This is a genomic window from Sphingomonas sp. P4_G3, from assembly GCF_056401105.1.
This window is the reverse complement of the sequence record NZ_JBFUJZ010000018.1, coordinates 1-21,425: the sequence shown is the minus strand read 5'-3', so window position 1 is coordinate 21,425 and position 21,425 is coordinate 1. Positions and strand designations below refer to the sequence as shown.

At 64.9% G+C, this 21,425-nt stretch carries 20 protein-coding genes, 1 tRNA gene and 1 pseudogene; 12 read left to right on the top strand and 10 right to left on the bottom strand.

Annotated elements, in window-relative coordinates; all coding sequences use genetic code 11:
* Positions 1–77: 77 nt before the first annotated feature.
* The 4 genes from AC1DQQ_RS22225 (at position 78) to AC1DQQ_RS22210 (ending at position 2,334) form a co-directional block, all read left to right on the top strand.
* Positions 78–629, top strand: a complete 552-nt coding sequence (locus tag AC1DQQ_RS22225) for a TspO/MBR family protein (RefSeq protein WP_478032953.1) — start codon at positions 78–80, stop codon at positions 627–629.
* Positions 630–651: 22 nt separating this feature from the next.
* A complete protein-coding gene (locus AC1DQQ_RS22220; RefSeq protein WP_066811629.1) occupies positions 652–927 on the top strand; it encodes an accessory factor UbiK family protein in 276 nt (91 codons plus the stop codon).
* Positions 928–1,015: 88 nt separating this feature from the next.
* Positions 1,016–1,519 (top strand): type III secretion system chaperone family protein, encoded by a 504-nt coding sequence (locus AC1DQQ_RS22215; protein WP_066826540.1) that lies wholly within the window; start codon positions 1,016–1,018, stop codon positions 1,517–1,519.
* A 2-nt stretch (positions 1,520–1,521) separates the two neighbouring features.
* Positions 1,522–2,334: a pyrroline-5-carboxylate reductase family protein gene (locus AC1DQQ_RS22210; RefSeq protein WP_478046814.1), complete on the top strand. Its 813-nt coding sequence runs from the start codon at positions 1,522–1,524 to the stop codon at positions 2,332–2,334.
* A gap of 15 nt (positions 2,335–2,349) precedes the next feature.
* On the opposite strand, the gene AC1DQQ_RS22205 is transcribed toward AC1DQQ_RS22210, so the two are convergent.
* Positions 2,350–2,865 carry a MarR family transcriptional regulator gene (locus tag AC1DQQ_RS22205; RefSeq protein ID WP_478032982.1) on the bottom strand — a complete coding sequence of 172 codons (516 nt, stop codon included), beginning with the start codon at positions 2,863–2,865 and terminating at the stop codon, positions 2,350–2,352.
* A 78-nt stretch (positions 2,866–2,943) separates the two neighbouring features.
* Here AC1DQQ_RS22205 and AC1DQQ_RS22200 point away from each other — a divergent pair, with 78 nt between their 5' ends.
* A complete protein-coding gene (locus AC1DQQ_RS22200; RefSeq protein ID WP_478046813.1) occupies positions 2,944–4,035 on the top strand; it encodes a branched-chain amino acid aminotransferase in 1,092 nt (363 codons plus the stop codon).
* 78 nt (positions 4,036–4,113) lie between these two features.
* A tRNA-Gln gene (locus tag AC1DQQ_RS22195) sits at positions 4,114–4,188 on the top strand.
* A gap of 107 nt (positions 4,189–4,295) precedes the next feature.
* Here the strand turns inward: AC1DQQ_RS22195 and AC1DQQ_RS22190 are convergent.
* Positions 4,296–5,141, bottom strand: a complete 846-nt coding sequence (locus tag AC1DQQ_RS22190) for an SDR family oxidoreductase (protein ID WP_478046812.1) — start codon at positions 5,139–5,141, stop codon at positions 4,296–4,298.
* A 294-nt stretch (positions 5,142–5,435) separates the two neighbouring features.
* Between AC1DQQ_RS22190 and AC1DQQ_RS22185 the strand changes: the two genes are divergently transcribed.
* Positions 5,436–5,807, top strand: a complete 372-nt coding sequence (locus AC1DQQ_RS22185; protein WP_478032960.1) for a winged helix-turn-helix transcriptional regulator — start codon at positions 5,436–5,438, stop codon at positions 5,805–5,807.
* Positions 5,808–5,892: 85 nt separating this feature from the next.
* Here the strand turns inward: AC1DQQ_RS22185 and AC1DQQ_RS22180 are convergent, their stop codons facing one another.
* The 5 genes from AC1DQQ_RS22180 to AC1DQQ_RS22160 form a co-directional block, all read right to left on the bottom strand.
* Complete coding sequence (locus AC1DQQ_RS22180) at positions 5,893–6,723, bottom strand: SDR family NAD(P)-dependent oxidoreductase (RefSeq protein ID WP_478032962.1); 831 nt, start codon at positions 6,721–6,723, stop codon at positions 5,893–5,895.
* A gap of 116 nt (positions 6,724–6,839) precedes the next feature.
* The gene (locus tag AC1DQQ_RS22175) at positions 6,840–7,229 is read right to left on the bottom strand and encodes a winged helix-turn-helix transcriptional regulator (RefSeq protein ID WP_478032964.1); all 390 of its coding nucleotides are present in this window, start codon (positions 7,227–7,229) and stop codon (positions 6,840–6,842) included.
* 55 nt (positions 7,230–7,284) lie between these two features.
* Positions 7,285–10,392, bottom strand: a complete 3,108-nt coding sequence (locus AC1DQQ_RS22170) for an efflux RND transporter permease subunit (RefSeq protein ID WP_478046811.1) — start codon at positions 10,390–10,392, stop codon at positions 7,285–7,287.
* Complete coding sequence (locus AC1DQQ_RS22165) at positions 10,389–11,471, bottom strand: efflux RND transporter periplasmic adaptor subunit (RefSeq protein WP_478046810.1); 1,083 nt, start codon at positions 11,469–11,471, stop codon at positions 10,389–10,391. The genes AC1DQQ_RS22170 and AC1DQQ_RS22165 overlap by 4 nt, the downstream gene beginning before the upstream one ends.
* Before the next feature lie 80 nt (positions 11,472–11,551).
* Positions 11,552–12,172, bottom strand: coding sequence for a TetR/AcrR family transcriptional regulator (locus tag AC1DQQ_RS22160; RefSeq protein WP_478046809.1), 621 nt, complete (start codon positions 12,170–12,172; stop codon positions 11,552–11,554).
* Between the two features lie 93 nt (positions 12,173–12,265).
* On the opposite strand from AC1DQQ_RS22160, the gene AC1DQQ_RS22155 reads away from it, so the two are divergent.
* Both AC1DQQ_RS22155 and AC1DQQ_RS22150 read left to right on the top strand, forming a co-directional pair.
* Positions 12,266–13,735, top strand: a complete 1,470-nt coding sequence (locus tag AC1DQQ_RS22155; RefSeq protein WP_478046808.1) for an efflux transporter outer membrane subunit — start codon at positions 12,266–12,268, stop codon at positions 13,733–13,735.
* Between the two features lie 227 nt (positions 13,736–13,962).
* On the top strand, positions 13,963–15,825 hold the full coding sequence (locus tag AC1DQQ_RS22150; RefSeq protein WP_478032972.1) for a sensor domain-containing phosphodiesterase: 1,863 nt from the start codon (positions 13,963–13,965) through the stop codon (positions 15,823–15,825).
* A gap of 149 nt (positions 15,826–15,974) precedes the next feature.
* Here AC1DQQ_RS22150 and groL read toward each other — a convergent pair whose 3' ends face one another.
* The 3 genes from groL to AC1DQQ_RS22135 all read right to left on the bottom strand — a co-directional run bounded on the left by groL (position 15,975) and on the right by AC1DQQ_RS22135 (position 19,726).
* Entirely contained in the window at positions 15,975–17,558 is a 1,584-nt protein-coding gene (gene groL / locus AC1DQQ_RS22145; RefSeq protein ID WP_478032973.1) for a chaperonin GroEL, read from the bottom strand.
* A 206-nt stretch (positions 17,559–17,764) separates the two neighbouring features.
* Entirely contained in the window at positions 17,765–18,643 is an 879-nt protein-coding gene (gene yghU / locus AC1DQQ_RS22140; RefSeq protein WP_478046807.1) for a glutathione-dependent disulfide-bond oxidoreductase, read from the bottom strand.
* Positions 18,644–18,820: 177 nt separating this feature from the next.
* Entirely contained in the window at positions 18,821–19,726 is a 906-nt protein-coding gene (locus tag AC1DQQ_RS22135) for a cyclase family protein (protein WP_478032977.1), read from the bottom strand.
* An 89-nt stretch (positions 19,727–19,815) separates the two neighbouring features.
* Here AC1DQQ_RS22135 and AC1DQQ_RS22130 point away from each other — a divergent pair, with 89 nt between their 5' ends.
* From AC1DQQ_RS22130 to AC1DQQ_RS22120, 3 genes and pseudogenes are all read left to right on the top strand, one after another.
* Positions 19,816–20,472, top strand: coding sequence for a sigma-70 family RNA polymerase sigma factor (locus AC1DQQ_RS22130; RefSeq protein WP_478032978.1), 657 nt, complete (start codon positions 19,816–19,818; stop codon positions 20,470–20,472).
* An 11-nt stretch (positions 20,473–20,483) separates the two neighbouring features.
* The gene (locus tag AC1DQQ_RS22125) at positions 20,484–21,125 is read left to right on the top strand and encodes a zf-HC2 domain-containing protein (RefSeq protein WP_478046806.1); all 642 of its coding nucleotides are present in this window, start codon (positions 20,484–20,486) and stop codon (positions 21,123–21,125) included.
* Positions 21,122–21,425, top strand: a pseudogene (locus AC1DQQ_RS22120) (S8 family peptidase); the annotation flags it as partial. The gene AC1DQQ_RS22125 and the pseudogene AC1DQQ_RS22120, both read left to right, overlap by 4 nt.

Sequence of the window (21,425 nt, the reverse complement as noted above, 5' to 3'; positions counted from 1 at the left end):
CAGGTCACCGCTTGTCATCATGCTGCGACGCGGCAACACTAGCAAAGCCGCGTGCCGAGCGCGCAAGAGGATTGCTGATGGAAATCGCGACCAAGGAACAATTGCGCGGGGTGTTTCTACGCTGGGCGGTGGTGACGGTGCCGCTGATCCTGCTATTGGGTTTCGCGTCCAGCCGGATCGCGCCGGCGGGAGCGCAGAACCGCTGGTATGCCGCGCTCGTCCGCCCCGGGATCACGCCGCCCGATTGGGTGTTTCCGGTCGCTTGGAGCGCGCTCTACATCCTGATGGGGCTGGCGCTGGCGATGATCATCAACGCTCGCGGATCGCGGTTGCGGGGGCTGGCGATCGCCTTGTTCGTGCTCCAGCTGGTGCTCAACCTCGCCTGGTCACCGCTGTTTTTTGGCATGCATCAGGTGTCGTCCGCGCTGTTCCTGCTGGTCGCGATCTTCGTCGCGGCGCTGGCGACGACCCTGATGTTCGGCCGGATTCGCCCCGCGGCGGCGTGGCTGATGGTGCCGTATCTGGTCTGGTTGTGCTTTGCCGGCGTGCTCAATTGGGAAATCGACAGGCTCAATCCCAATGCATCGACGCTTGTACCGTCGTCACCGAGCGCCCAGATGAACTTCTGATCAAGATTACGGGATACCAGACATGCAATCCGAAAACCGGATGTTCGACGACCTCGTCAAGTTCGTGAACGGCGCCGCCGGCACACTGGCGGGGATGGGCCGCGAGGCCGAAGCCGCGACGCGCGAGCGCGCCAAGGAATGGATCGGCGGGCTCGATTTCGTCAGCCGTGACGAGTTCGAGGCCGTCAAGGCGATGGCGGCGGCAGCGCGCGACGAGGCCGATGCACTGAAGGCGCGCCTCGACGCGCTGGAGGGCAAGGCAGCGCCTGCGGCCAAGCCGAAATCCACAAAGCCCTGAACCGATTTTCCACAGCTTTCTCCACGATCCCGTTGCGCGTGTCGGCCGCAACGGGCAGATTCGCATGAGATGACCAGCGAGACCCACGATGCTCGATGAGAGCGATTTCCAGCGCGAGGATGCGGCGCCGATCGACATGATCGAGAGCTATTATGCCGCGCATGGCTGGGAGCATCAGCGCCACGACGATGAGGTGGTCGCGACGGTCAAGGGCAGCTGGACCGAATATGAGCTGCGCGCGCTGTGGCGCGAGGAGGATTGCGTGCTGCAATTCCTCGCTTTCCCCGACATCCGCGTGCCCGACGACCGCCGCGTCGCGATCTACGAGGCGATCGGGCTGATCAACGAACAATTGTGGATTGGCCATTTCGAATTGTGGTCGTCGAGCGGGATCGTGCTCTATCGCCACGCGGCGATGATCGACGGCACTGATGGTGGGACACTGACGCTGGAAGGCGCCGAATTGCTGATCGAATCGGCAATCGACGAATGCGAGCGCTTCTATCCCGTGTTCCAGTTCGTCCTTTGGGGCGGCAAGACCCCGAAGGAGGCGCTCGCGGCGTCGCTGACGGAGACGCAGGGCGAGGCGTGAGCATGGCGGCCGCGGTTCCTCGCCGGCTATGGCTGATCGGTTGCGGCAATATGGGCGGCGCGATGCTGTCGCGCTGGGTCGACAGCGGCGCGGTTCAAGGCGACGCGGTCGATGTGGTCAACCGTCATGACCGCGACCTCCCCAATGGTGTGCGCCAGGCGCGTGCACTGCCCGACGGCCCGCCGCCCGACGCGGTGATGCTGGCGATGAAGCCGCAGCAACTCGACGAGATCGTTGCTGCCTATGGCGAGCGTATCCGTCAGGCGCCGGTGCTGATCTCGATCCTAGCGGGGGTCGAGGAAGCCACGCTGGCTGAGCGTTTTCCCGGCCCGGCGATCATTCGTGCGATGCCGAACCTGCCCGTCGCGCTCGGCAAGGGCGTGGTCGCGCTTTATGCCGATGGCGCCCCGCCATCCGCCAGGGACGCGGTGGCGGCATTGATGGCACCGCTCGGACTCGTCGAATGGACCGCGGATGAGGCGATGTTCGGCGCGGTCGGCACGCTCGAAGGCTGCGGCCCGGCGTTCCTGTTTCGCTTCATCGATGCGCTTGCAAAGGCCGGCGAAGCGCTGGGCATCCCTGCCGATCAGGCGGCGCGGCTGGCGCTGGCGACGATCGACGGCGCGGCATCGATGGCGTCCGGGTCGGATGCGACACCAGCAATCCTCGCCGACCGCGTCGCCAGCCCGGGCGGGTCGACACGGCAGGGACTGAACGTGCTCGATCGCGACGATGCGCTGATCCGGCTGATGACCGAGACGCTGCAGGCCGCCGAACGCCGCGGCCGCGAAATGGCCGCCGCCGCGAAGCGCTAATACTGAGGAATGTGATTAGCGCCGTTGTCCCGGCGGCACCGAATTCTCGCGCCAATTGTGGACCCGGTCGCGTTCCGTCGGCGGGATCAGCCCTTCGAGTACTGCCCAAAAGCCGGTCACCGCTTGCTGGCCTGCCGCGCTATAGGCGCGAGCGATGATGTCGCGGGCATGGTTGAACAACTCGGTGTCGAGTTCGTAGCCCGAATCGGTCAGCCGGAGCAGCCGCTGCCGCCGGTCGCGATCGCCGATCCGCGTTTCGACCAAATGGCGGTCCTCGAGCTCGGTCAGTACGCGTCCCAGCGATTGCTTGGTCACGCCCAGGATCGACAGCAATTCGCTGACCGAAATGTCGGGATGGCGGCCGATGAAATAGAGTGCGCGATGATGCGCGCGGCCGATTCCGCGCTCGCCCAGATTCTGGTCAACCGCCTTCGTCAGCCGGCTATAGGCGAAAAAGAGCATTTCGGATCCTCGGCGAATCTCGGATTCGCGGAGGAATTGGGCCGAAGCGGCTGGTGTTGGGGCAGTCATGTTGACCGGTTTTGCCACCGGGATTAATCTACGGCAAGCCTTGGACGCGCGCGATTTGTGGCGCTATGGCCGATTGTCATGAATATCGCCGCGCATTTTCCGCTCAACGCCACCGCGTCGCCCACCTCCAATGAGGCCCGCGCCGAAAAACTCGTCAATCCGGGTTTTGGCCGCGTGTTCACCGATCATATGGCGATCGCACATTACAGCGAGGAAAAGGGCTGGCACGATCTCGCCATCGCGCCGCGCCAGCCGCTGACGGTCGATCCCGCCTGCGCCGTGCTGCATTACGCGCAGGAGATTTTCGAAGGGCTCAAGGCCTATCGTGGCGCGGACGGCGGCATCACCATGTTCCGCCCCGAGGCGAATGCCCGCCGCTTCCGCCAGTCGGCCGAGCGGCTGGCAATGCCGTTATTGCCCGAGGAATTGTTCGTCGAATCGTGCCGCGCGTTGGTCAGCGCGGAGCGCGACTGGATCCCGACCAGCGAGGGCGGGTCGCTCTATCTGCGTCCGTTCATGATCGCCAGCGAGACCTTCCTCGGGGTCAAGCCGTCGTCCGACTACATCTATATGGTAATCGCTTCGTCGGTCGGTGCCTATTTCAAGGGCGGCGCGCCCGCCGTGTCGATCTGGGCGTCGGAGACGTATACGCGCGCAGCCCCCGGCGGCACCGGCGCGGCCAAGTGCGGCGGCAATTACGCCGCCAGCCTGATCGCGCAGGCCGAGGCGATCAAGCTGGGCTGCGACCAGGTCGTGTTCCTCGACGCGGTCGAACGCCGCTATGTCGAAGAACTGGGCGGGATGAACGTGTTCTTCGTGTTCGACGACGGATCGCTCGCGACTCCGCCGCTCAGCGACACGATCCTGGCCGGCATCACGCGCGATTCGCTGATCAGGCTGGCGCGCGACCGCGGCATCACCGTTCGCGAAGAGAAATATGCGCTCGATCAGTGGCGCGCCGATGCGGCAAGCGGACGGCTGATCGAGGCCTTTGCCTGCGGCACCGCGGCGGTGGTCACGCCGATCGGTCAGGTCAAGGCGAGCTCGGGCGATTTCACCATCGGATCGGGCGGCCCGGGCCAGCTCACCATGTCGTTGCGCGAATCTCTGGTCGCGATCCAGACCGGCGCGGCGCCCGATCCCTACGACTGGCTCGACCGGATCGCATAAGGCTTTTTCAGGGCTTTGCAGGATCGCGCGCGCCGTTATAAGCGCGCGCTCCCGCCGGGATATGTCGGCGGGGAATGTTGGGGCGTCGCCAAGTGGTAAGGCAGCGGCTTTTGGTGCCGCCATTCGCAGGTTCGAATCCTGCCGCCCCAGCCAACCTCCTGTTTCAGGAGGTTTCGAGAAGCACCAGAAGGTGCAAAATAACTTATTTATAGAACCGGTGCGCCTCACCGTGGTGCCACCGGTCGTATAACGGCAAAAGCTTAGCCGATCGCCGCCGCAACCGCATCTGCGAGCGGCGTGGTCGGCCGGCCGATCAGCTTCGAGAGCTGGCGGTCATCGTCGAACAGCGCGCCGTTCGAGGCGTCGACATCCCACGCTGCCAAACCGTCGGCCACGCCCTCGGGAAGACCAACCTGCTTCAGGATCGCGGCATAGTCAGCCTGCGGCAGGTCACGATAGGGAATGTTCCGGCCGGTCTGGCGTGAGATTTCGGCGGCGAGGTCGGCGAGCGTCACCGCATCGTCACCCGCCAGCTCATAGGTCTTGCCCTCATGGCCACCACTGGTCAGCACGACGGCCGCCGCCTCGGCATAGTCGGCGCGTGTCGCGAGCGAGAGACGGCCGTCGCCTGCGCTTCCGACAAAGGCGCCGTTGGCGAGCGCAGCAGGGACCGAAGCGGTATAGTTTTCCGTATACCAGCCGTTGCGCAGGATCGTCGTGGCAAGACCCGAAGCGGCCAGCGCCACCTCGGTCGCGTGATGCTCTTCGCCCAGGCTGATCGGCGAGCGGTCGGCGTGCAGCAGGCTGGTATAGACGATGCGCTTGACGCCCGCCGCCTTGGCCGCCGCAATCACGTTACGATGCTGCGCTTCGCGCTGTCCGACCTCGCTCGACGAAATCAACAGCAGTGTGTCGACCGCGGCGAGCGCCGGGGCGAGCGTGTCGGGATGCGCATAGTCGAACGCGCGCGCCTCGACGCCTAGGTCACTCGCCTTCTCGGGCGAGCGCACGAGCGCGACGATCGGCTCGCCGGCCGCCTTCTCCTTGAGACTCTTGACGACGAGGCGGCCGAGATGGCCGGTGGCTCCGGTAACGGCGATGGTCATGGATATTCTCCTTTGATGAAAGTTTTAGCCGTACATTCGGCCTGGAATTTCCTGTTGTCGTTCTTCCACTCGCTGCGGGGAGGGATTGTCTCGATGATGTCCCAATGCTCGACGACCTTGCCGTTCTCGAAACGGAACAGATCGTAGTAGGAGGTCGGCTTGTGGAGCGCCGGCGGGGCGAGGCCACGCGGCTTCAGATTCCTTGTCTTGGTTTCGAATGGGAACTAGGTGCAAATTGTGCAGCAAGATGTAAAGAAGGCACCGTTGCGCCACCTGATTACCCGTAGGAAACCGATGATCGATCCAAACGCCTATGCCGCCGCCTGCCCCAGCCGCATCGTGCTCGACCGCGTGGCGGACAAGTGGACCGTGCTGCTGCTGGGCATCCTTGCCAAGAGACCGACGCGCTTCAACCAACTGCGGCGCGAAATCGAGGGGCTGTCTCAGAAAGTGCTGTCCCAGACACTAAAGAATCTGGAGCGGAATGGTCTCGTCACGCGCAAGGCGTTCGCGACGGTGCCCGTCACGGTCGAATATAGCATTACGCCGCTCGGCAAGACGCTCGCTGGACAGATGGAGGCGCTGCTCCACTGGGCCGAGGAGAATGTCGATCAGGTGCTGGAGGCGCAGCGCCGCTACGACGAAGCGGCGGCGTCTGCCCTCTGAGCGAGGCGTTCGAGCACGAACGATATTTGTCCGGCGCTCTACCCGCAAAAACGCACTCTGCGGAGGCGAGTTGCGATTACTGACATCATCCCACAATTCGTTTCATTGTGGCGCGCTGCATCGAACGGGGTGTCAGGCGATTTGAAAATGCAACCAGGTTGTTCAAGAAGCCGGGAATCACGGAGGCTTTCCCTCGTCCCAGGGCCCGGAGACCGCTTTCGGCGACGGGGCGGGGCTTCATGGTCAGAAGGCGCAGCATGGGCGAAACGGGAGCGTCGGCGGCCGCATCGAAGCCCGTTTCGGTGTGCCCTGGGCAAAGACTGGTGACGACTACACCGTGCGGGCGAAGTTCGTCGTGCAGAGCTTCGCCAAAAGCCAGCACATAGGACTTCGTAGCTGCGTAAGCCGCATAATTGGGAGCAGGTTGGAGTCCAAGGAGACTGGCAATGAGGAGAATCTGCCCGGTTCCCCGGGATGCCATGTCCCGCCCGAAGACATAGCTCAACTCGGTGACCGCCGTGATGTTGAGCTGAATCATATCCGCTGTGCGCTCGATCGGCGTTTCCAGAAATTCGCCGTGCAACCCATATCCCGCATTGTTGACCAGAATGTCGATCTGTAGCGCCCGTTCGTCCAGGCTGCTTTTCAACCGGGCAGCGGCTCCAGGCGCGGCAAGGTCGATCGGCTCGACAACGACATCGACGCCATGTTTCTGGCGGAGGTCGGCGGCGAGCTTTTCCATTGGCTCCCGCCGTCGGGCGGCGAGCACAAGATTGACCTTCTGTGCCGCCAGCAGCTCGGCAAATTCGAGCCCGAGGCCGCTTGAGGCGCCCGTGATCAGCGCCCGTTTTGCCCGGGCGCCATTCGGCTTTTCACCTGCGGAGATCTGCGTTCCGGTATCAGCAGCTTGTTGCATCAACTTTTCCTTTCAACGACCGTATTCCGCCCGGCGCCTTCATGTTTTCCGCGTGATATGCCCGGGCGTGCTGCCGGACGAATTCCGCAACGCCGAGCGGTGGCGAAACCGCCGAGCTAGCTCGCGGGCGAAGGGCCAACGGCTGTGATATGGCCCGGCCGCGCCGCGCCGAGCCCTTGTGCTCGCCAGTTCGCCAGCGCCTCCAACGCCGGCCTCAAGCCGTTGGCCGGATCGGCGAGCCGGTAGACTTTGCTGGCCGATGGTGGCGGCAGGGAGTGCCGCTCCACGAGCCCCGCATTTTCCAGAGCGCGAAGCCGGTCGGTCAGAACGTTCGCGCTCACGCGGGGGATGGCCGCCTTCAAATCGGAGAAACGGCGCTCTCGAAGGTTCAGGCACAACAATATCTCCAGCACCCAGCGGCCCTCGATCCAGTCGAGCGGATCGCCGTTCGGCCGCGGATGAGCAGAGGCAACCGCCGGGCTGGAAGAGGGGCGGGGGCCGGTCAAATTTCCCTCCTGCGCCGCGAGGCCGCGGCGGGCCTGTGCGGGGACAGGGCCGCCCTCATGCCGCCGCCACTGCGACGGGTTCCGGACTCTGGCCGTCGGGCTTGATCCGGTACCAGAGGGCATAGAGCGCGGGCATGAAGACGAGGGTCAGGATCGTGCCGATCAGCGTGCCACCGATCAGCGTGAAAGCCATGGCTCCCCAGAACACCGAATGGGTGAGTGGGACGAAGGCGAGGACGGCGGCCAGCGCGGTCAGGATCACCGGGCGGGATCGCTGCACGGTCGCCTCGACCACGGCGTCGAACGGCGTCCGGCCGAGCCCCTCGTTCTCGTGGATCTGGCCGATCAGGATGAGCGTGTTGCGCATCAGGATCCCCGCGAGTGAGATCAGCCCCAGGATCGCATTGAAGCCGAAGGGCTGGCCGGTCAGCAGCAGCGTCGGCACCACGCCGATCAACCCGAGAGGGGCGGTCAGCAGCACGATCACCATCGCGGAGAACTGGCGAACCTGCAGCATGATGACGATCATCATCAGCAGGATCATGATCGGGAAGACCGGCGCCAGCGCGGCATTGGCCTTGGCCGCTTCCTCGATCGAGCCGGCCATGTCGATGTGATAACCCGGCGGCAGCGTGTCGATGACCGGCTGGAGCTTCTTGAACATGGCGGTGGAGACGTCGGGTGGTTGCAGGCCGTTGGCGATGTCGCCGCGCACGGTGATCGTCGGCACGCGGTCGCGGCGGAGCAGGATCGGATCCTCCATGCGCAGTTCGAGCTTCCCGATCTGGCTGATAGGAACACGCTGCCCATTCGCCGCGGTCAGGGTGAAATCGCCGATGCGCGCCGGATCGAGCCGCGTCCCGCCGGCGGAACGCGCGACAACATCGACGGTCCTGATGTCCTCGCGGGCCTGCGAGACCGTCACGCCCGAGAGCAGGAACTGGAGTTGTTCGCCGACGTCGCTCGAGGTCAGGCCCATTGCGCGGAGCCGGTCTTGATCGAGCACGAAATGCAGCGTCGGCACGCGCTCGCCCCAATCGGTGTTGACCGTGCGCATCGTCGGGTCGGCGGTCATGATCGCGCGAACCCGGTCGGCAATGACACGCGTCCTGTCGACGTCGGGACCGCTGACGCGGAACGCCACGGGATAGGGTGAGGGGGGGCCGAAGACGAGTTGCGTCACCCGCACGCGCGCGGCAGGCGCGAGGCCGTCGGCAGCCGCCCGCCGCAGACGCTCCTTCAAGGCATCGCGTGCTTCCTCCGATGGCGTGCGTACGACGATCTTGGCGAAAGACGGGTCGGGTAGTTCTGGCGTAAGCGACATGAAGAAGCGCGGCGCACCTTGCCCGACATAGGCGGTGACGACCTTCGACTCGGGCTGCTTGCGCAGCCAGGCTTCGACCTGCGCGCTGGCAGCGCTGGTTTGCTCGATCGAGGTGCCCTTGGGCATCTGAACTTCGATCAGGACCTCGGGCCGGTCGGACGTGGGGAAGAACTGCTTCTTCACCAGCACCATGCCCGCACCGGCGATCAGGAATGCGGCCAGCGTCGCGATCGTCACCACCCGGTTGCGCGTCACCGCCCAGCGGATCAGCCCGCGCACCCTCTGGTAGCGCGGTGTCTCATAGATGGCGTCATGGCCGCCCTGGACCGGCTTGATCGCCGGCAGCAGCTTGACGCCCATATAAGGAGTGAAAATAACGGCGACGACCCAGGAGGCGAGCAGAGCGAAGCCGACCACCCAGAAGATGTTGCCGGCATATTCGCCGGCGGTCGACCGCGCGAAGCCGACCGGCATCAGGCCGATCACCGTCACCAGCGTGCCTGCCAGCATCGGCGCCGCGGTGTGGCTCCAGGCATAGGCCGATGCCTTGATGCGGTCGAAGCCCTCTTCCATCTTCACGACCATCATCTCGATCGCGATGATCGCGTCATCGACGAGCAACCCGAGCGCGAGAACCAGCGAGCCCAACGTGATGCGATCGAGCACGCGTCCGGTCGCCCACATGATGACGAGGACGATCGCGAGCGTCAGCGGTACCGCTCCCGCCACGACGATGCCGACCCGCCAGCCGAGCGCGATCAGGCTGACGATCATCACAATCGCCAGTGCTTCGAGAAACGTCCGCATGAACTGGTCGACGGCGGCCGTGATATTCACCGACTGGTCGGTTACAGGGACCAGTGCCATTCCGAGCGGCAGCTCGGACGAGATCGCCTTGACTTCGGCGTTCAGCGATTTGCCCAGATCGAGCCCGTTCCAGCCGTCGCGCATCACCACGCCAAGCAACAGGGTCGGTTCGCCCTGATTGCGGATCAGGAAGGTGGCAGGGTCCTCATAGCCGCGCCGGACCTCGGCGATATCCGCCAGGCGCAAGGTGCGGCCATTGGCGGCGATCGGCAGGTCGCGGACCTTCTCCAGATCGTCGAATGCGCCGTCGAGCCGCACCTGCATCTGCGGGCCGTTCGCTTCGATCGCGCCCGCCGGGGTAATCAGGTTCTGCTGCGCCAGCGCCGAGAATATCGCGCGCGGCGCGATGCCCAACGTCGCCAAACGGTCCTGTGCGAACTCGACGAAGATCCGCTCTCGCTGCTCTCCGACGATATTGACCTTCTTGACGCCGGGCACATGCAGCAGCCGCTGGCGCAGCGACTCCGCCTGGCGGACGAGGTCCCGCTGCGGTTCGCCCTTTGCCTTCAAGGCATAAAGCGCGAAGGTCACGTCGCCATATTCGTCGTTGACGAACGGCCCCGCTACGCCCTGCGGCAGGTTGGGCGCCTCGTCCTGCAACTTCTTGCGCGCCTGGTAAAATTGCTCTGGCACCTCCGATGGGGGTGTCTGATCGCGCAGAATCAGCGTGGTGAACGCAAGGCCAGGCCGTGTGAACGTCTCCGCGCGGTCGTACCAGCGCAGCTCCTGGAGGCGTTTTTCGAGCGGCTCGGCGACCTGGTCCTGCATCTCCTGTGCGGTGGCGCCGGGCCAGGCCGAGACCACGGTCATTTGCTTGATGGTGAAGCTCGGATCCTCGGCGCGGCCCAGGCTGAGGAAGGCGACGATTCCGGCAGCGGAGATGGCGATGATGAAGAATAAAGTGACCGCCCGCTCGCGCACCGCCAGCGCGGACAGGTTGAACCTGCCGCTGGGTTCAGGAGCGCCGCTCAACGCACCGCTCCCGCATCGATGCGGACGACCTCGCCCTGATGGAGCATGTGCGCGCCCAGCGCGACGAAGCGCTCGCCCGATCGCAATCCGGCCGACACGACGGCATTTTCCTCACCGATGGAAGCCAGGCGCACCGGCCGCCACGTCACCTTGGCGTCGGTCTTGCCGGTGACGACCCAGACTCCCGGTCCGCGCCCGGGGTCGTAAATCGCGCCGAGCGGAACGGAAATGGCCTGAGGTTGACCGGGAACGCCGACGCGGACGGTTACCGTCGAACCCAATGGCGCGGTCGCGGGGGCGCCGGCCAGCACGAACCGGGCTTCGAAGGTTCGCGTCGCCGGATCGGCGGAATCGCTCAACTGGCGCAAGCGCGCGGTGCCGGTGAGACCGCTGTAGGTCCGCGCCTCCGCCACCGTATCCAGCGCAGGGCGAAGCGTCTCGGGCAGCGCGACGATCGCTTCGCGGGGACCTGACCGCGCCAGCCGAACGACGGTCTGGCCCGCGGTCACCACCTGGCCCGGCTCGACCAGCGTTTCGGCGACGGTGCCGTCCGCGTCGGCGACCAGCACGGTATAGCTGGCATCGTTCCGGCTGACGCGCGCTTGTGCTTCCGCAGTCGAAAGCGCGGCCCGGGCGGAAAGGGCGTCGGCCTTTTTCTGTTCATAGAGCGACGCCGACGCTGCGCCCGCCGAAACCAGATCGCGATAGCGAAGCTCGTCGGCACTGGCCTGGGCCGCGCGGGCCCGGGCGGCCTCGACCGCTCCCGCCGTAGCTTGCGTCGCGAGCCTGTAGTCGGTCGGGTCGATCCGCATCAGCGGTTGGCCGCGGCGGACGACCTGGCCGGCGTCGACCAGTCGCGCCACAACCTTGCCGCCGACGCGGAAGGCGAGGTCGCTCTGCACGCGCGCGCCGACGATCCCGGTGAATTCGCGTGCAGACCCTTCGGCCAGCCCCGCTTGGGCGGTCCGCACCAGCGGCGGCGCAGTACGCGGATCGGCGTCCGATCGTCCGCATCCGGCAAGCGCGCCGGCCACCAGTCCGAGAATTCCGATGCTTCGCGCGCAAGACGATATCGACACGCAGGTTCCTCCTGTTTCAGTAGGAACTCTATGTCATCTTGTGACCAATGTGTCAACTAGTCACATGTAATCAATTCGTCCTAGGGCGCGAGGCTGCGCAGTACCAATCCGGTCACCTCGGTTTGGGCATCGGGAAGAAGGTCGAGGCTGCGCTCGAGAAAAACGGGGTCGATGAAGGGCCTCAGCGCATAGAAAATCGACCGGCAGGTCTCGTCGAGCGGCGTCTTGCGCTCGAACTCGCCGCTCTCGCGTCCTTCCCTCAGAATCTCTTCGAGCAGGCTCTGGAGGCGCTCGGTATAGGCCCGCGCGACCTCCCAGTTTTCGGACGAGGCATTGACCGCGATCTCGTAAAGCTTGCGATCGGAGAAGAGCAGGTCGACGGTCGCAGTGGTCGCGGTTCTCGCGAATCTGCGCAGCTTATCGGTTGCGTCCTGCCCTTGGCCCACCGCCTCCCGGACCTGGTCGAACAGCGCATCCACGCAGTCGCCGCAGATCGCCTCGCCGATTGCCTGCTTCGATTCGAAAAACCGGTAGATATAGGCTTTGGAGAAGCCGATCTCCCGCGCCAGATCCGCCACCGTCGTCTTGCCATAGCCATAATGCGCGAAGCATTCGCGCGCGGCCTTGACGATCTGATCCCGGACCGAATGTTCTGCTGGCCCGCGTACGGGCGCTGCCTTTTCTGCAATCTGCGTTTTCATGACCAACCTTTAGCGCGAAAGTCGGCATTTGACAAATTGTGACCAATTGCGTTATTGGTCACATGAAACTCATCAGCTGATCGGCGATATTCCATGCGCATATTTCGTACCCTGATCGCGGCATCCGCAACGGCTCTTCTCGCGGGTTGCGCGGTCGGCCCTAGCTATGTCGCACCGCAGACGGCCGCACCACCAGCCTTTATCGGCGGTCCCGCGGTCGACGCCAATGCCGAGCGTGCAGCCAAGGTCGACCTGGCCAATTGGTGGCGGTCTTTCGACGATCCGCTGTTGGCGAGCCTCGTCGATCGGGCGCTGGCGCAGAACCTGGATCTGCAACAGGCCCGCGCTCGCGTGATGCAGACGCGCGCTGCGCTACGCTACGCCAATGCCGACCTTCTTCCGTCCGGACAGATCAGCGGCCAGGCGAGCGAGAATTATCAGTCACGCGAGACACCGCAGGGCCGGATCGCCAGCGCGCTGCCGGGTTTCCAGAGAGAGGCGCAGAGCTATGAGCTGGACCTCGGCGCGAGTTGGGAAATCGATCTGTTCGGCGGCAAGGATGCCGCGCGCGACGCGGCCCGCGCCGATTGGCAGGCTTCCTCCGCGGCGGCGGTTGCCGCCCGGCTCGCCGTCGCCGCGCAGACCGCTGACACCTATATCGCGATCCGCGGCCTGCAAGCGCGACTCGGGGTCGCGCGGGACCAGCAAAAGATCCAGCAACAGTTGGTCGAGCTGACTGCGCTGCAATATCGCAAGGGCGTCGCGGCGGAGCTGCAACTGAGCCAGGCCCAGGGCGCGCTTGCGCAGGTGAAAGCCGCCATTCCGGAGCTCGAGCAGAATCTCGACAGCTCGATGAATGCCTTGGACGTCCTGCTCGGGCTCCAGCCTGGCTCGACCCGTCCCGAGCTTGCGGCTGTCGCGCCGATCCCGATCGTCCCCCCGGTTTCCAGCGCGGGTGGCCCTGCGGCCTTGCTGCGGCGGCGGCCCGACATCATCGCGGCCGAGCGCACGCTTGCCGCATCGAACGCCCGCATCGGCGTCGCCATCTCGGAATATTATCCCAAATTCTCGCTGAGCGGTCTGCTCGGCACGGCGACGATGGGCGTGGGCAGCTTGTTCGGGGGGGGAGCCACCCAGGCGAGCGGAATCCTCGGGTTGCGCTGGCGGCTGTTCGATTTTGGCCGCATCGATGCCGAGATCGCTGCCGCGCGCGGCCGCAACAGCGAAGCGTTGGCCGCCTATCGCCTCGTCGTCCTGCGGGCCTCGGAGGATGTCGAGAACGCCTTTTCAAGCGTGGTTAAACAACAGGCACGCGCGCAAATCCTTGCCGAGGGCGATACGTCGCTGAGCAAGGCTCGGGGCTCAGCTTTTGCGGCGTACAAAGCTGGCGCATCCAGCCTGCTCGAGGTGCTCGACGCCGACCGGCGCGTGCTGGAGACGCGCGACGCCGAAATTCAGGCAAAGGCGGCCGCCGCTCGCGCCGCCGTCGCTTCGTACCGGGCGTTGGGCGGCGGCTGGGATGCGCCGACGCCAATCGCGGAGCCCGTGGCAGCGGCGCAATGAGCTTGAACTTCGCCATTTGCCGGTTCACCTGCCCACCGACCTGATCGTGCACGAATCCCGCGGCGGGTGAATCGAAACCAGCTTTTTGTAAAATTGGCGAGGGTTGGTGCCGTTATCTAAAGATTAACCAAGAAACCTCACGTGACCTTGACGGTGTTTGCCGCACGACGTGCGCTTACCCTCACGATTGGCTTGCCGTGCTTCCCCTTCAACACATCATTCTAGAGATGATTGCGACCGGAAGCTCTCTGGAGGCCACCGCCGATCGTCTTTGCTCCGAAGTCGAGGCTTTGCTGCCTGGTGTTATCTGCTCCGTTTTGACGGTCGATCGCGGCGGCTTCCTGCGTCCACTATCGGCGCCTAGCCTGCCGTCGGACTATTCCGCAGCGCTGGATGGTATCCCAATCGGACCCGCAGCAGGCTCGTGCGGAACGGCCGCATATCTCAAGAAGCCGGTGGCCGTCGCGGACGTCGCGAGCGATCCCAAATGGGCCGCATTCAGGCACCTTGTTCTGCCGCTGGGGCTGGCGGCGTGCTGGTCGAGCCCTATCAGCGACGCGAGCGGAATGGTCTTGGGAACCTTCGCGATCTATTATCGCGAGCGGCGCGGCCCGACCCCAGCTGAAGAGCAGATCGTCGCAAACTGCACCCACCTTTGCGCGATCGCGATGGAGCGACACGACCGTTTGCTCGAGCACGAGCGTAAGGCGAACGTCGACGAACTCACCGGGCTATTGAACCGTGCTTCCTTCAATCGCGCGCTCGCAGGCTTGTCGTGTGACGAGCCCGGATCCTGGGCAATCATGGTCCTCGATCTGGACAATCTGAAGGTGACGAACGACACCTTTGGTCATCATGTCGGCGACGAGCTCTTGCGGGAGGTCTCATCCCGGCTCGCTACTGCCTCAGCGCCGGCAAAGGCCTTTCGGATCGGGGGCGACGAGTTTGCGATCATCTGGGAAACGCCGGAGGCACTTCGGGATATCTCCGATACGGCACAGCGCATCCTCAATTGCCTGGCTGAGGCGGCTTCATGCGATGGGCATTTGGTCTCTCCGCAGGCGACGATCGGCGGCGCCGTGCTGTCGATCGGAGATGCGACTGCTGAGACAGTCCGCCAGAAGGCGGATTTCGCTCTATATCACGCCAAAGAGACGGGCAGGGGCGGGTTCGTCCGCTACTGGCCCGGCATCGGGACGGCGATCACGAAACGGCTAACGGCTATTCGCGACCTTGGGGACGCGCTTCGCGAGAATCGCGTCGAGGCCTATTATCAGCCAATCTTCCGCCTCGACACGCGCGAAGTGGTCGGCGTCGAGGCGCTCTGCCGCCTGATGACGCCTGACGGTGAAATCATTCCCGCCGCGGCGTTCAGCGATGCGACCTCGGATGCGCAGATCGCGTGCTCGCTGACAGAACGCATGCTGGGACGCATCGTGGCCGACATCCGCCACTGGCTCGACCTTGGCATAGCATTTCAGCATGTTGGTCTGAACGTGTCCTACGCCGACGTCCATCGCGGCAAGCTCGGCGGTCAGCTCAGCGCTGCGTTCGCGGCCGCGGATGTGCCACTCAAGCATCTAATCGTCGAGATCACCGAGAATGTTTATATGGGGCGCCGTGACCATGTCATCGCCCGTGAAATCAAGGCGATGCGAGCGCTGGGACTACGGGTGGCGCTCGACGACTTTGGTACCGGCTTCGCCTCCCTGACCCATCTGCTAACCGTCCCCGTCGACATTCTCAAGATCGACAAGAGTTTTGTAGACAGCCTCTCGCCGGGAAATCCCAGCAGCGTGATCGTCGAGGGACTTTTGAGCATCGCCGAAAAGCTCGGCATCCGCGTGGTCGCCGAGGGTATAGAGACCGAGAGCCAGGCGGAGCAGTTGAGCGCCCTGGGCTGCGTACTCGGGCAAGGTTACCTGTTCTCGCCAGCGGTCGATCGCGTCGCCATGACCGAAATGCTGGTTCGATTCGGGCAATCGTTGCCCGCAGAAAGGCCGTCGCGGGGCGCCGCATGGATGCACACCGGCGGCGCGGATGTCGGCGCCAATCAGAGCGCGCGTCTCTTGAGACAAGGCGGGCAGTAAAGCGCCGATCATAAGCCTGCCGCCGCCAGGATCGCGCAATGAACGCCGGCGGCATTGGGAGCTCCCGCAGGCGGGCTACACCGGCCCGAGACTTGTGCCATCCTACGCGGCTCTCGGACCGGGTAGATGGATCCTGCCGCCCCAGCCAATCAGTCCGACGCCTGGACGATGGCCGCTTCGGTCGTCAGCAGCAGTCCCGCGACCGACGCTGCGTCCTGCAGTGCCGAGCGGACGACCAAGGTCGGGTCGATCACGCCGGACTGGACCAAATTCTCATAGGTTTCGGTCTGGGCGTTGAAACCCATGTCCGGATCGTTGCCCTCTATCAGCCTTGCGCAGACCACGCCGCCGTCATGGCCCGCATTCTCGGCGATCTGGCGCAGCGGCGCCGACAGCGCCCGGCGGACGATGTCGATGCCACGATCCTGGTCGGCATTGTCGCCCTTCACATCCTCCAGCGCGCTCACCGCGTGGAGCAGCGCGGTTCCGCCGCCGGGGAGGATTCCCTCCTCCACCGCGGCGCGCGTGGCGTGGAGCGCGTCGTCGACGCGATCCTTGCGTTCGGTCATCTCGACTTCGGTCGATGCGCCGACCCGGATGATCGCGACGCCGCCCGACAGCTTCGCCAGTCGCTCCTGGAGCTTTTCCTGATCATATTCGCTGTCGGTATTCTCGATCTGCTGGCGGATGGCTTCGACCCGTGCGGCGATAACCGCGGGATCGCCCGCGCCGTCGACGATCGTCGTGTCGCTCTTGTCGATCGAGACGCGCCGGGCGGTGCCGAGCATGTCCAGCGTCACACCCTCGAGCTTGATGCCGAGCTCTTCGCTGACGACCATGCCCTTGGTCAGGATCGCGATGTCCTCGAGCATCGCCTTGCGGCGATCGCCAAAGCCCGGCGCCTTGACCGCGGCGACCTTCAGGCCGCCGCGCAGCTTGTTGACGACGAGCGTAGCCAGCGCGTCGCCTTCGATATCCTCGGCGATGATCAACAATGGCCTGGCCGCCTTGGCGGCGGCCTCGAGGATCGGCAGCAACGCTTCGAGCTTCGACAGCTTCTTCTCATGGATCAGGATGCACGGGTCCTCGAGCTCGACCGTCATCTTCTCGGCATTGGTCACGAAATAGGGGCTGAGATAGCCGCGATCGAACTGCATGCCCTCGACGATTTCGAGCTCGAACTCCATGCCCTGCGCGTCTTCGACCGAAATCACGCCTTCCTTGCCGACCTTGTCCATCGCCTTGGCGATCATCCGGCCGATTTCCTCGTCGCCATTGGCGGAGACGATGCCGACCTGGGCGATCTCGTCATTGTTGGCGACCGGCCTGGAGCGCGTCGCCAGATGTTCGACGACGCGGATGACGGCGAGGTCGATGCCGCGCTTGACGTCCATCGGGTTGACCCCTGCGGAAACTGATTTGAGTCCCTCGCGGACGATCGCCTGGGCGAGCACGGTGGCGGTGGTCGTGCCGTCGCCGGCATGATCCTGGGTTCGCGAGGCGACCGCGCGCATCATCTGCGCGCCGAGATTCTCGAACCTGTCCTGAAGCTCGATGTCCTTGGCGACGGTCACGCCGTCCTTGGTGATCCGGGGTGCGCCATAGCCCTTGTCGATCAGAACGTTGCGGCCCTTGGGGCCGAGCGTTGCTTTGACGGCATCCGCGAGCAGATCGATCCCGCGCGTGATTGCCTCGCGCGCGTCGCGCGAGAATTTGATGTCTTTGGCTGGCATGGAAATCGGGCCGTTCGGTTGCTGGAACGCGACGGAAGCGTCGCTATCACAACCGAAGCCAGCGCTGCGATCTGCGAATTGGCACTAAGGAAGCGCGAGTGCCAGTGCCCCACATGTGGGGGCAATCGCGATTATGCGCAAGACGGCGACCGGAGCATTTCGACCCCCAGCCGGTCTCGGCCGGCTGGGAGCCCCATCCGATAGCGTCAGTCAGCCGGTTCCAGCTTGTCCGCGGTACGCAGCTCGAAATCGCTCGCGTCGTGGCGCTCGTGGAGTTGTTCGGACGGCTCGCCCATCACGCGATTGACCATGCGGCCGCGCTTGAACGCCGGCCGCTCGAAGATCTGGTCGGTCCAGCGGATCACGTTCTTATAGTCCTGCACCTGCAGGAACTCGCCGGCGTCATAGGCCAGCCCCTTGACCAGCGCGCCGTACCAGGGCGCGGTTGCCATGTCGGCGATCGAATAATCCTTGCCGCCGAGATATTCGCTCTCGCCCAGCCGGCGGTCGAGCACGTCGAGCTGACGCTTCACTTCCATCGCATAGCGGTTGATCGGATATTCCTGCTTGAACGGCGCATAGGCATAGAAATGCCCGAAGCCGCCGCCGAGGAACGGCGCGCTGCCCATCTGCCACATCAGCCAGGACAGGACTTCGGCGCGAGCCGGATAATCCTTGGGCAGGAATTCGCCGAACTTCTCGGCCAGGTAGATCAGGATCGCGCCGGATTCGAACACGCGCACGGGCGCGGCCGGGTCGGTGTGATCCATCAGCGCGGGGATCTTGGAATTGGGGTTGGCGGCAACGAAGCCGCTGCCGAACTGGTCGCCCTGGTTGATGCGGATCAGCCAGGCGTCATATTCGGCGCCGGTGTGACCGAGCGCGAGCAATTCTTCGAGCATGACCGTCACCTTCACCCCGTTGGGCGTGGCGAGCGAATAGAGCTGCAGCGGATGCTTGCCGATCGGCAGCTCCTTGTCGTGGGTCGGCCCGGCGATCGGCCGATTGATATTGGCGAACGCGCCGCCGTTTTCCTTGTCCCAGGTCCAGATCTTCGGGGGGGTGTACTCGGTCGGCTCGCTCATCGGTGCAGCTCCACGTTTCGCGGCCGGAACTTCCCGGTCGCGCCGACGCTAGCTAGGAAGCCCGATCGGGTTTCGCCACCTTGAAGGCGCGCCCTCAAGGGTTCTCCTGAGACTATCGGTGTTGTCGCTAGTGCGATGCCGATCGCGCGCCCGTGCCATCACGCGATCGCAGGGTCGTCACGCCTCCAATACCGCATGGGCTCGCACCGGAAACGTGCCCATCTTGCTGACCTTTGGCGGCACTGCCCAAAAGCGGAATCCGTCGATCGGGAGCTCATCCATATTGGTCATATGCTCGACGATCGGGATGCCCGCGCCGAGCAGGATCGTATGCACCGGCCGTTCGCCGCCGGAAACATCGTCGATATTGTAGGAATCGATGCCGACGACCAGCGCGCCGTGATCGCGCAGATAAGTGGCGGCATCGGCGGTAAGGAACGGGTGGTCCTCGAAATATTGATCGGTCCGCCAATGGCGATCCCACCCGGTCTGCACCAGCACCGCGCGGCCGCCGACATCGCTCGCGGCAAAGGCGGTCCAGTCGATCGCGCGCGCCGCTTGCCCCGCGACACGCACCACGACGGCGGGAACGCCGCTGACGCGGTCGAGATCGAGCCCGGAAAGGTCATAGCCCTCGGCGTAACGATGGAACGGCGTGTCGAGATAGGTGCCGGTATTTCCGACCATTTCGATCTTGCCGATCTGGAACTCGGTCCCTTCGGCATAAATCGCGCGCGATTGCTCGCGCGATAGATGATCGCACATCAGGGGAGCAGGCAATCCCTTATAGGTGATCATGCCGTCTTCGATCGTATGGCTGAGGTCGATGCGGCGGCTCGTGTCGGCCACCGTCGGTCGAGCGGCCACGGCGGCGCGTTTGTGGCGCTCCTCGATGATCCGCTTGTTGAGGATCCGCACCGTGCCGACCATGAGCAGCCGCAGATCGGCGATGATATAGGCTGCGAGCGCGTCGTCGGTGATGTCGTCGCCATCGATATCGAGCCGGAAATCCTGGCCCTGGATGCCGCCCCCGTTCGAAAATTCGACCTCGAAATCGAAACACGCCCGCTTGTCGCCCACCATTCTTACCTTTCCAGCCGCGCTAAGTCGTGACGCCGATCTAGTGTCAAATCGTCCTGTCACGCCAGCGCGAACGCGGCAGGATCGTCACGATGAACTATCCGATGCGCCTCCGGCACAAACCCGGTATCATGGGTGCGGCGGCGGATGGTGAAGGTGAGGTCAGGTTGATAGCGGTGCGCGAGCGGGGGCGCAGCGGCGGATCGGAAGCCGAGATGGCGCTGTTCGCGCGCGTCGTGGGCGGCGACCGGGCGGCGTTCGAGGAATTGTACCGCCTCTACCATCCCCGGCTGACGCGGTTCCTGCTCAACCTGATCCGGCGGCCGACCCTGGTCGAGGAAGTGCTCGACGACACGATGATGGTGGTGTGGGATCGTGCCGACAGTTTCAACGGGGCGAGCAAGCTGTCGACCTGGATTTTCGCCATTGCCTATCGCAAGGCGATGAAGGGGCTGAAGCGGCAGGACGAGGCGGTCGAGGATAAGGACGCCGAGAACCGTATCAGCGACGCGGCGAGCCCCGAGGAAGTATCGAGCCGCCACCGCATCAATGCCTTGCTGATGCGCGCGATGGACGAATTGTCGGCGGCGCACCGGGCAGTGGTGGACCTGACGTATTTCCACGAACTGGGCTATCGCGAGATTGCGACGATCCTCGAATGCCCGGTCGACACGGTGAAGACCCGCATGTTTCATGCTCGCCGGCACCTCAGGCGTCGCCTGGCCGGCGAGTTGACCGACTGGATTTAGGAAGACGTTCGATGGCTGAGATCATCCGGCTGCGCGGCAGCCCTCATGAACAGGCGCAGCACTTGCTGCCCTGGTACGTCAACGGCACGCTGGAGGCCGACGACGCGGCGATGGTCGAGGCGCATCTCGCCGAGTGCGCCGAATGCCGCGCCGATCTGGCGGCGGAACAGGTCCTCGCGCGCGAGGTCGCGGGGTTGCCGATCGATGTCGAACATGCCTGGGCGGCGCTAAGCGAGCGGATCGACACGGCGGGACCGCCGCGCCGGCTGGCCGAGCCGGTGCCGTTCCTGCGCCGCAAGGTGGCGATGGGCTGGGCGCTCGGTGGGCCGCTCGCGGCGGCGGCCGCGGTCGCGTTTGCTGTCATGGTTGTGCCGGACGCGCCATCGCCCGCTGGCGAGACTTATCGTGCGCTGGGATCGGCACCGACGGCACAGCCGGGCAATGCGCTGGTGATGTTCCGGCCCGATGCCCGCGACGTCGACCTGCGCGCCGCGCTGACCAAGGCAGGCGCGCGCGTCGTCGATGGCCCGACCGCGAGCGGCGCCTATGTCGTGCGGATTGCCCCCGATCGCCGGGGCCAGGCGATCGACGGCCTGCGCGCGACGCCGCAGGTCGTGCTGGCCGAGCCGATCGACCCTGGATCGCAGCCATGACCTGGCGCGGATGGTTCCGGCTCTGCCTGGCCTTGTGCGGTGCCGCCGCGCTCGGCGTGGTGACGCCGGGCCATACGCAGGAGCGGCCGACCGCCGACGCCGATCGCCAGATCCTGGTGATGCTCAAGATGGCGCCGCCGCATTATCGCCCCGGCGGGAGCTACGGCGGCAGTTACGGTGACACGACGGCGATGGCCGCGCGGCGGCGCATGGCGGCAGGAATCGCGCGGCGCAACGGGCTGAAGCTGGTCGATGGCTGGCCGATGCCGCTGATCGGGGTCGATTGCTATGTCATGCGCG

What these genes read in the sequence shown, in the direction of transcription:
- AC1DQQ_RS22225 (WP_478032953.1), top strand. Translation starts at nt 78, where the DNA reads ATGGAAATCGCGACCAAGGAACAATTGCGCGGGGTGTTTCTACGCTGG.
- AC1DQQ_RS22220 (WP_066811629.1), top strand. Translation starts at nt 652, where the DNA reads ATGCAATCCGAAAACCGGATGTTCGACGACCTCGTCAAGTTCGTGAAC.
- AC1DQQ_RS22215 (WP_066826540.1), top strand. Translation starts at nt 1,016, where the DNA reads ATGCTCGATGAGAGCGATTTCCAGCGCGAGGATGCGGCGCCGATCGAC.
- AC1DQQ_RS22210 (WP_478046814.1), top strand. Translation starts at nt 1,522, where the DNA reads ATGGCGGCCGCGGTTCCTCGCCGGCTATGGCTGATCGGTTGCGGCAAT.
- AC1DQQ_RS22205 (WP_478032982.1), bottom strand. Translation starts at nt 2,865, where the DNA reads ATGACTGCCCCAACACCAGCCGCTTCGGCCCAATTCCTCCGCGAATCC.
- AC1DQQ_RS22200 (WP_478046813.1), top strand. Translation starts at nt 2,944, where the DNA reads ATGAATATCGCCGCGCATTTTCCGCTCAACGCCACCGCGTCGCCCACC.
- AC1DQQ_RS22190 (WP_478046812.1), bottom strand. Translation starts at nt 5,141, where the DNA reads ATGACCATCGCCGTTACCGGAGCCACCGGCCATCTCGGCCGCCTCGTC.
- AC1DQQ_RS22185 (WP_478032960.1), top strand. Translation starts at nt 5,436, where the DNA reads ATGATCGATCCAAACGCCTATGCCGCCGCCTGCCCCAGCCGCATCGTG.
- AC1DQQ_RS22180 (WP_478032962.1), bottom strand. Translation starts at nt 6,723, where the DNA reads ATGCAACAAGCTGCTGATACCGGAACGCAGATCTCCGCAGGTGAAAAG.
- AC1DQQ_RS22160 (WP_478046809.1), bottom strand. Translation starts at nt 12,172, where the DNA reads ATGAAAACGCAGATTGCAGAAAAGGCAGCGCCCGTACGCGGGCCAGCA.
- AC1DQQ_RS22155 (WP_478046808.1), top strand. Translation starts at nt 12,266, where the DNA reads ATGCGCATATTTCGTACCCTGATCGCGGCATCCGCAACGGCTCTTCTC.
- AC1DQQ_RS22150 (WP_478032972.1), top strand. Translation starts at nt 13,963, where the DNA reads ATGATTGCGACCGGAAGCTCTCTGGAGGCCACCGCCGATCGTCTTTGC.
- groL (WP_478032973.1), bottom strand. Translation starts at nt 17,558, where the DNA reads ATGCCAGCCAAAGACATCAAATTCTCGCGCGACGCGCGCGAGGCAATC.
- yghU (WP_478046807.1), bottom strand. Translation starts at nt 18,643, where the DNA reads ATGAGCGAGCCGACCGAGTACACCCCCCCGAAGATCTGGACCTGGGAC.
- AC1DQQ_RS22135 (WP_478032977.1), bottom strand. Translation starts at nt 19,726, where the DNA reads ATGGTGGGCGACAAGCGGGCGTGTTTCGATTTCGAGGTCGAATTTTCG.
- AC1DQQ_RS22130 (WP_478032978.1), top strand. Translation starts at nt 19,816, where the DNA reads ATGAACTATCCGATGCGCCTCCGGCACAAACCCGGTATCATGGGTGCG.
- AC1DQQ_RS22125 (WP_478046806.1), top strand. Translation starts at nt 20,484, where the DNA reads ATGGCTGAGATCATCCGGCTGCGCGGCAGCCCTCATGAACAGGCGCAG.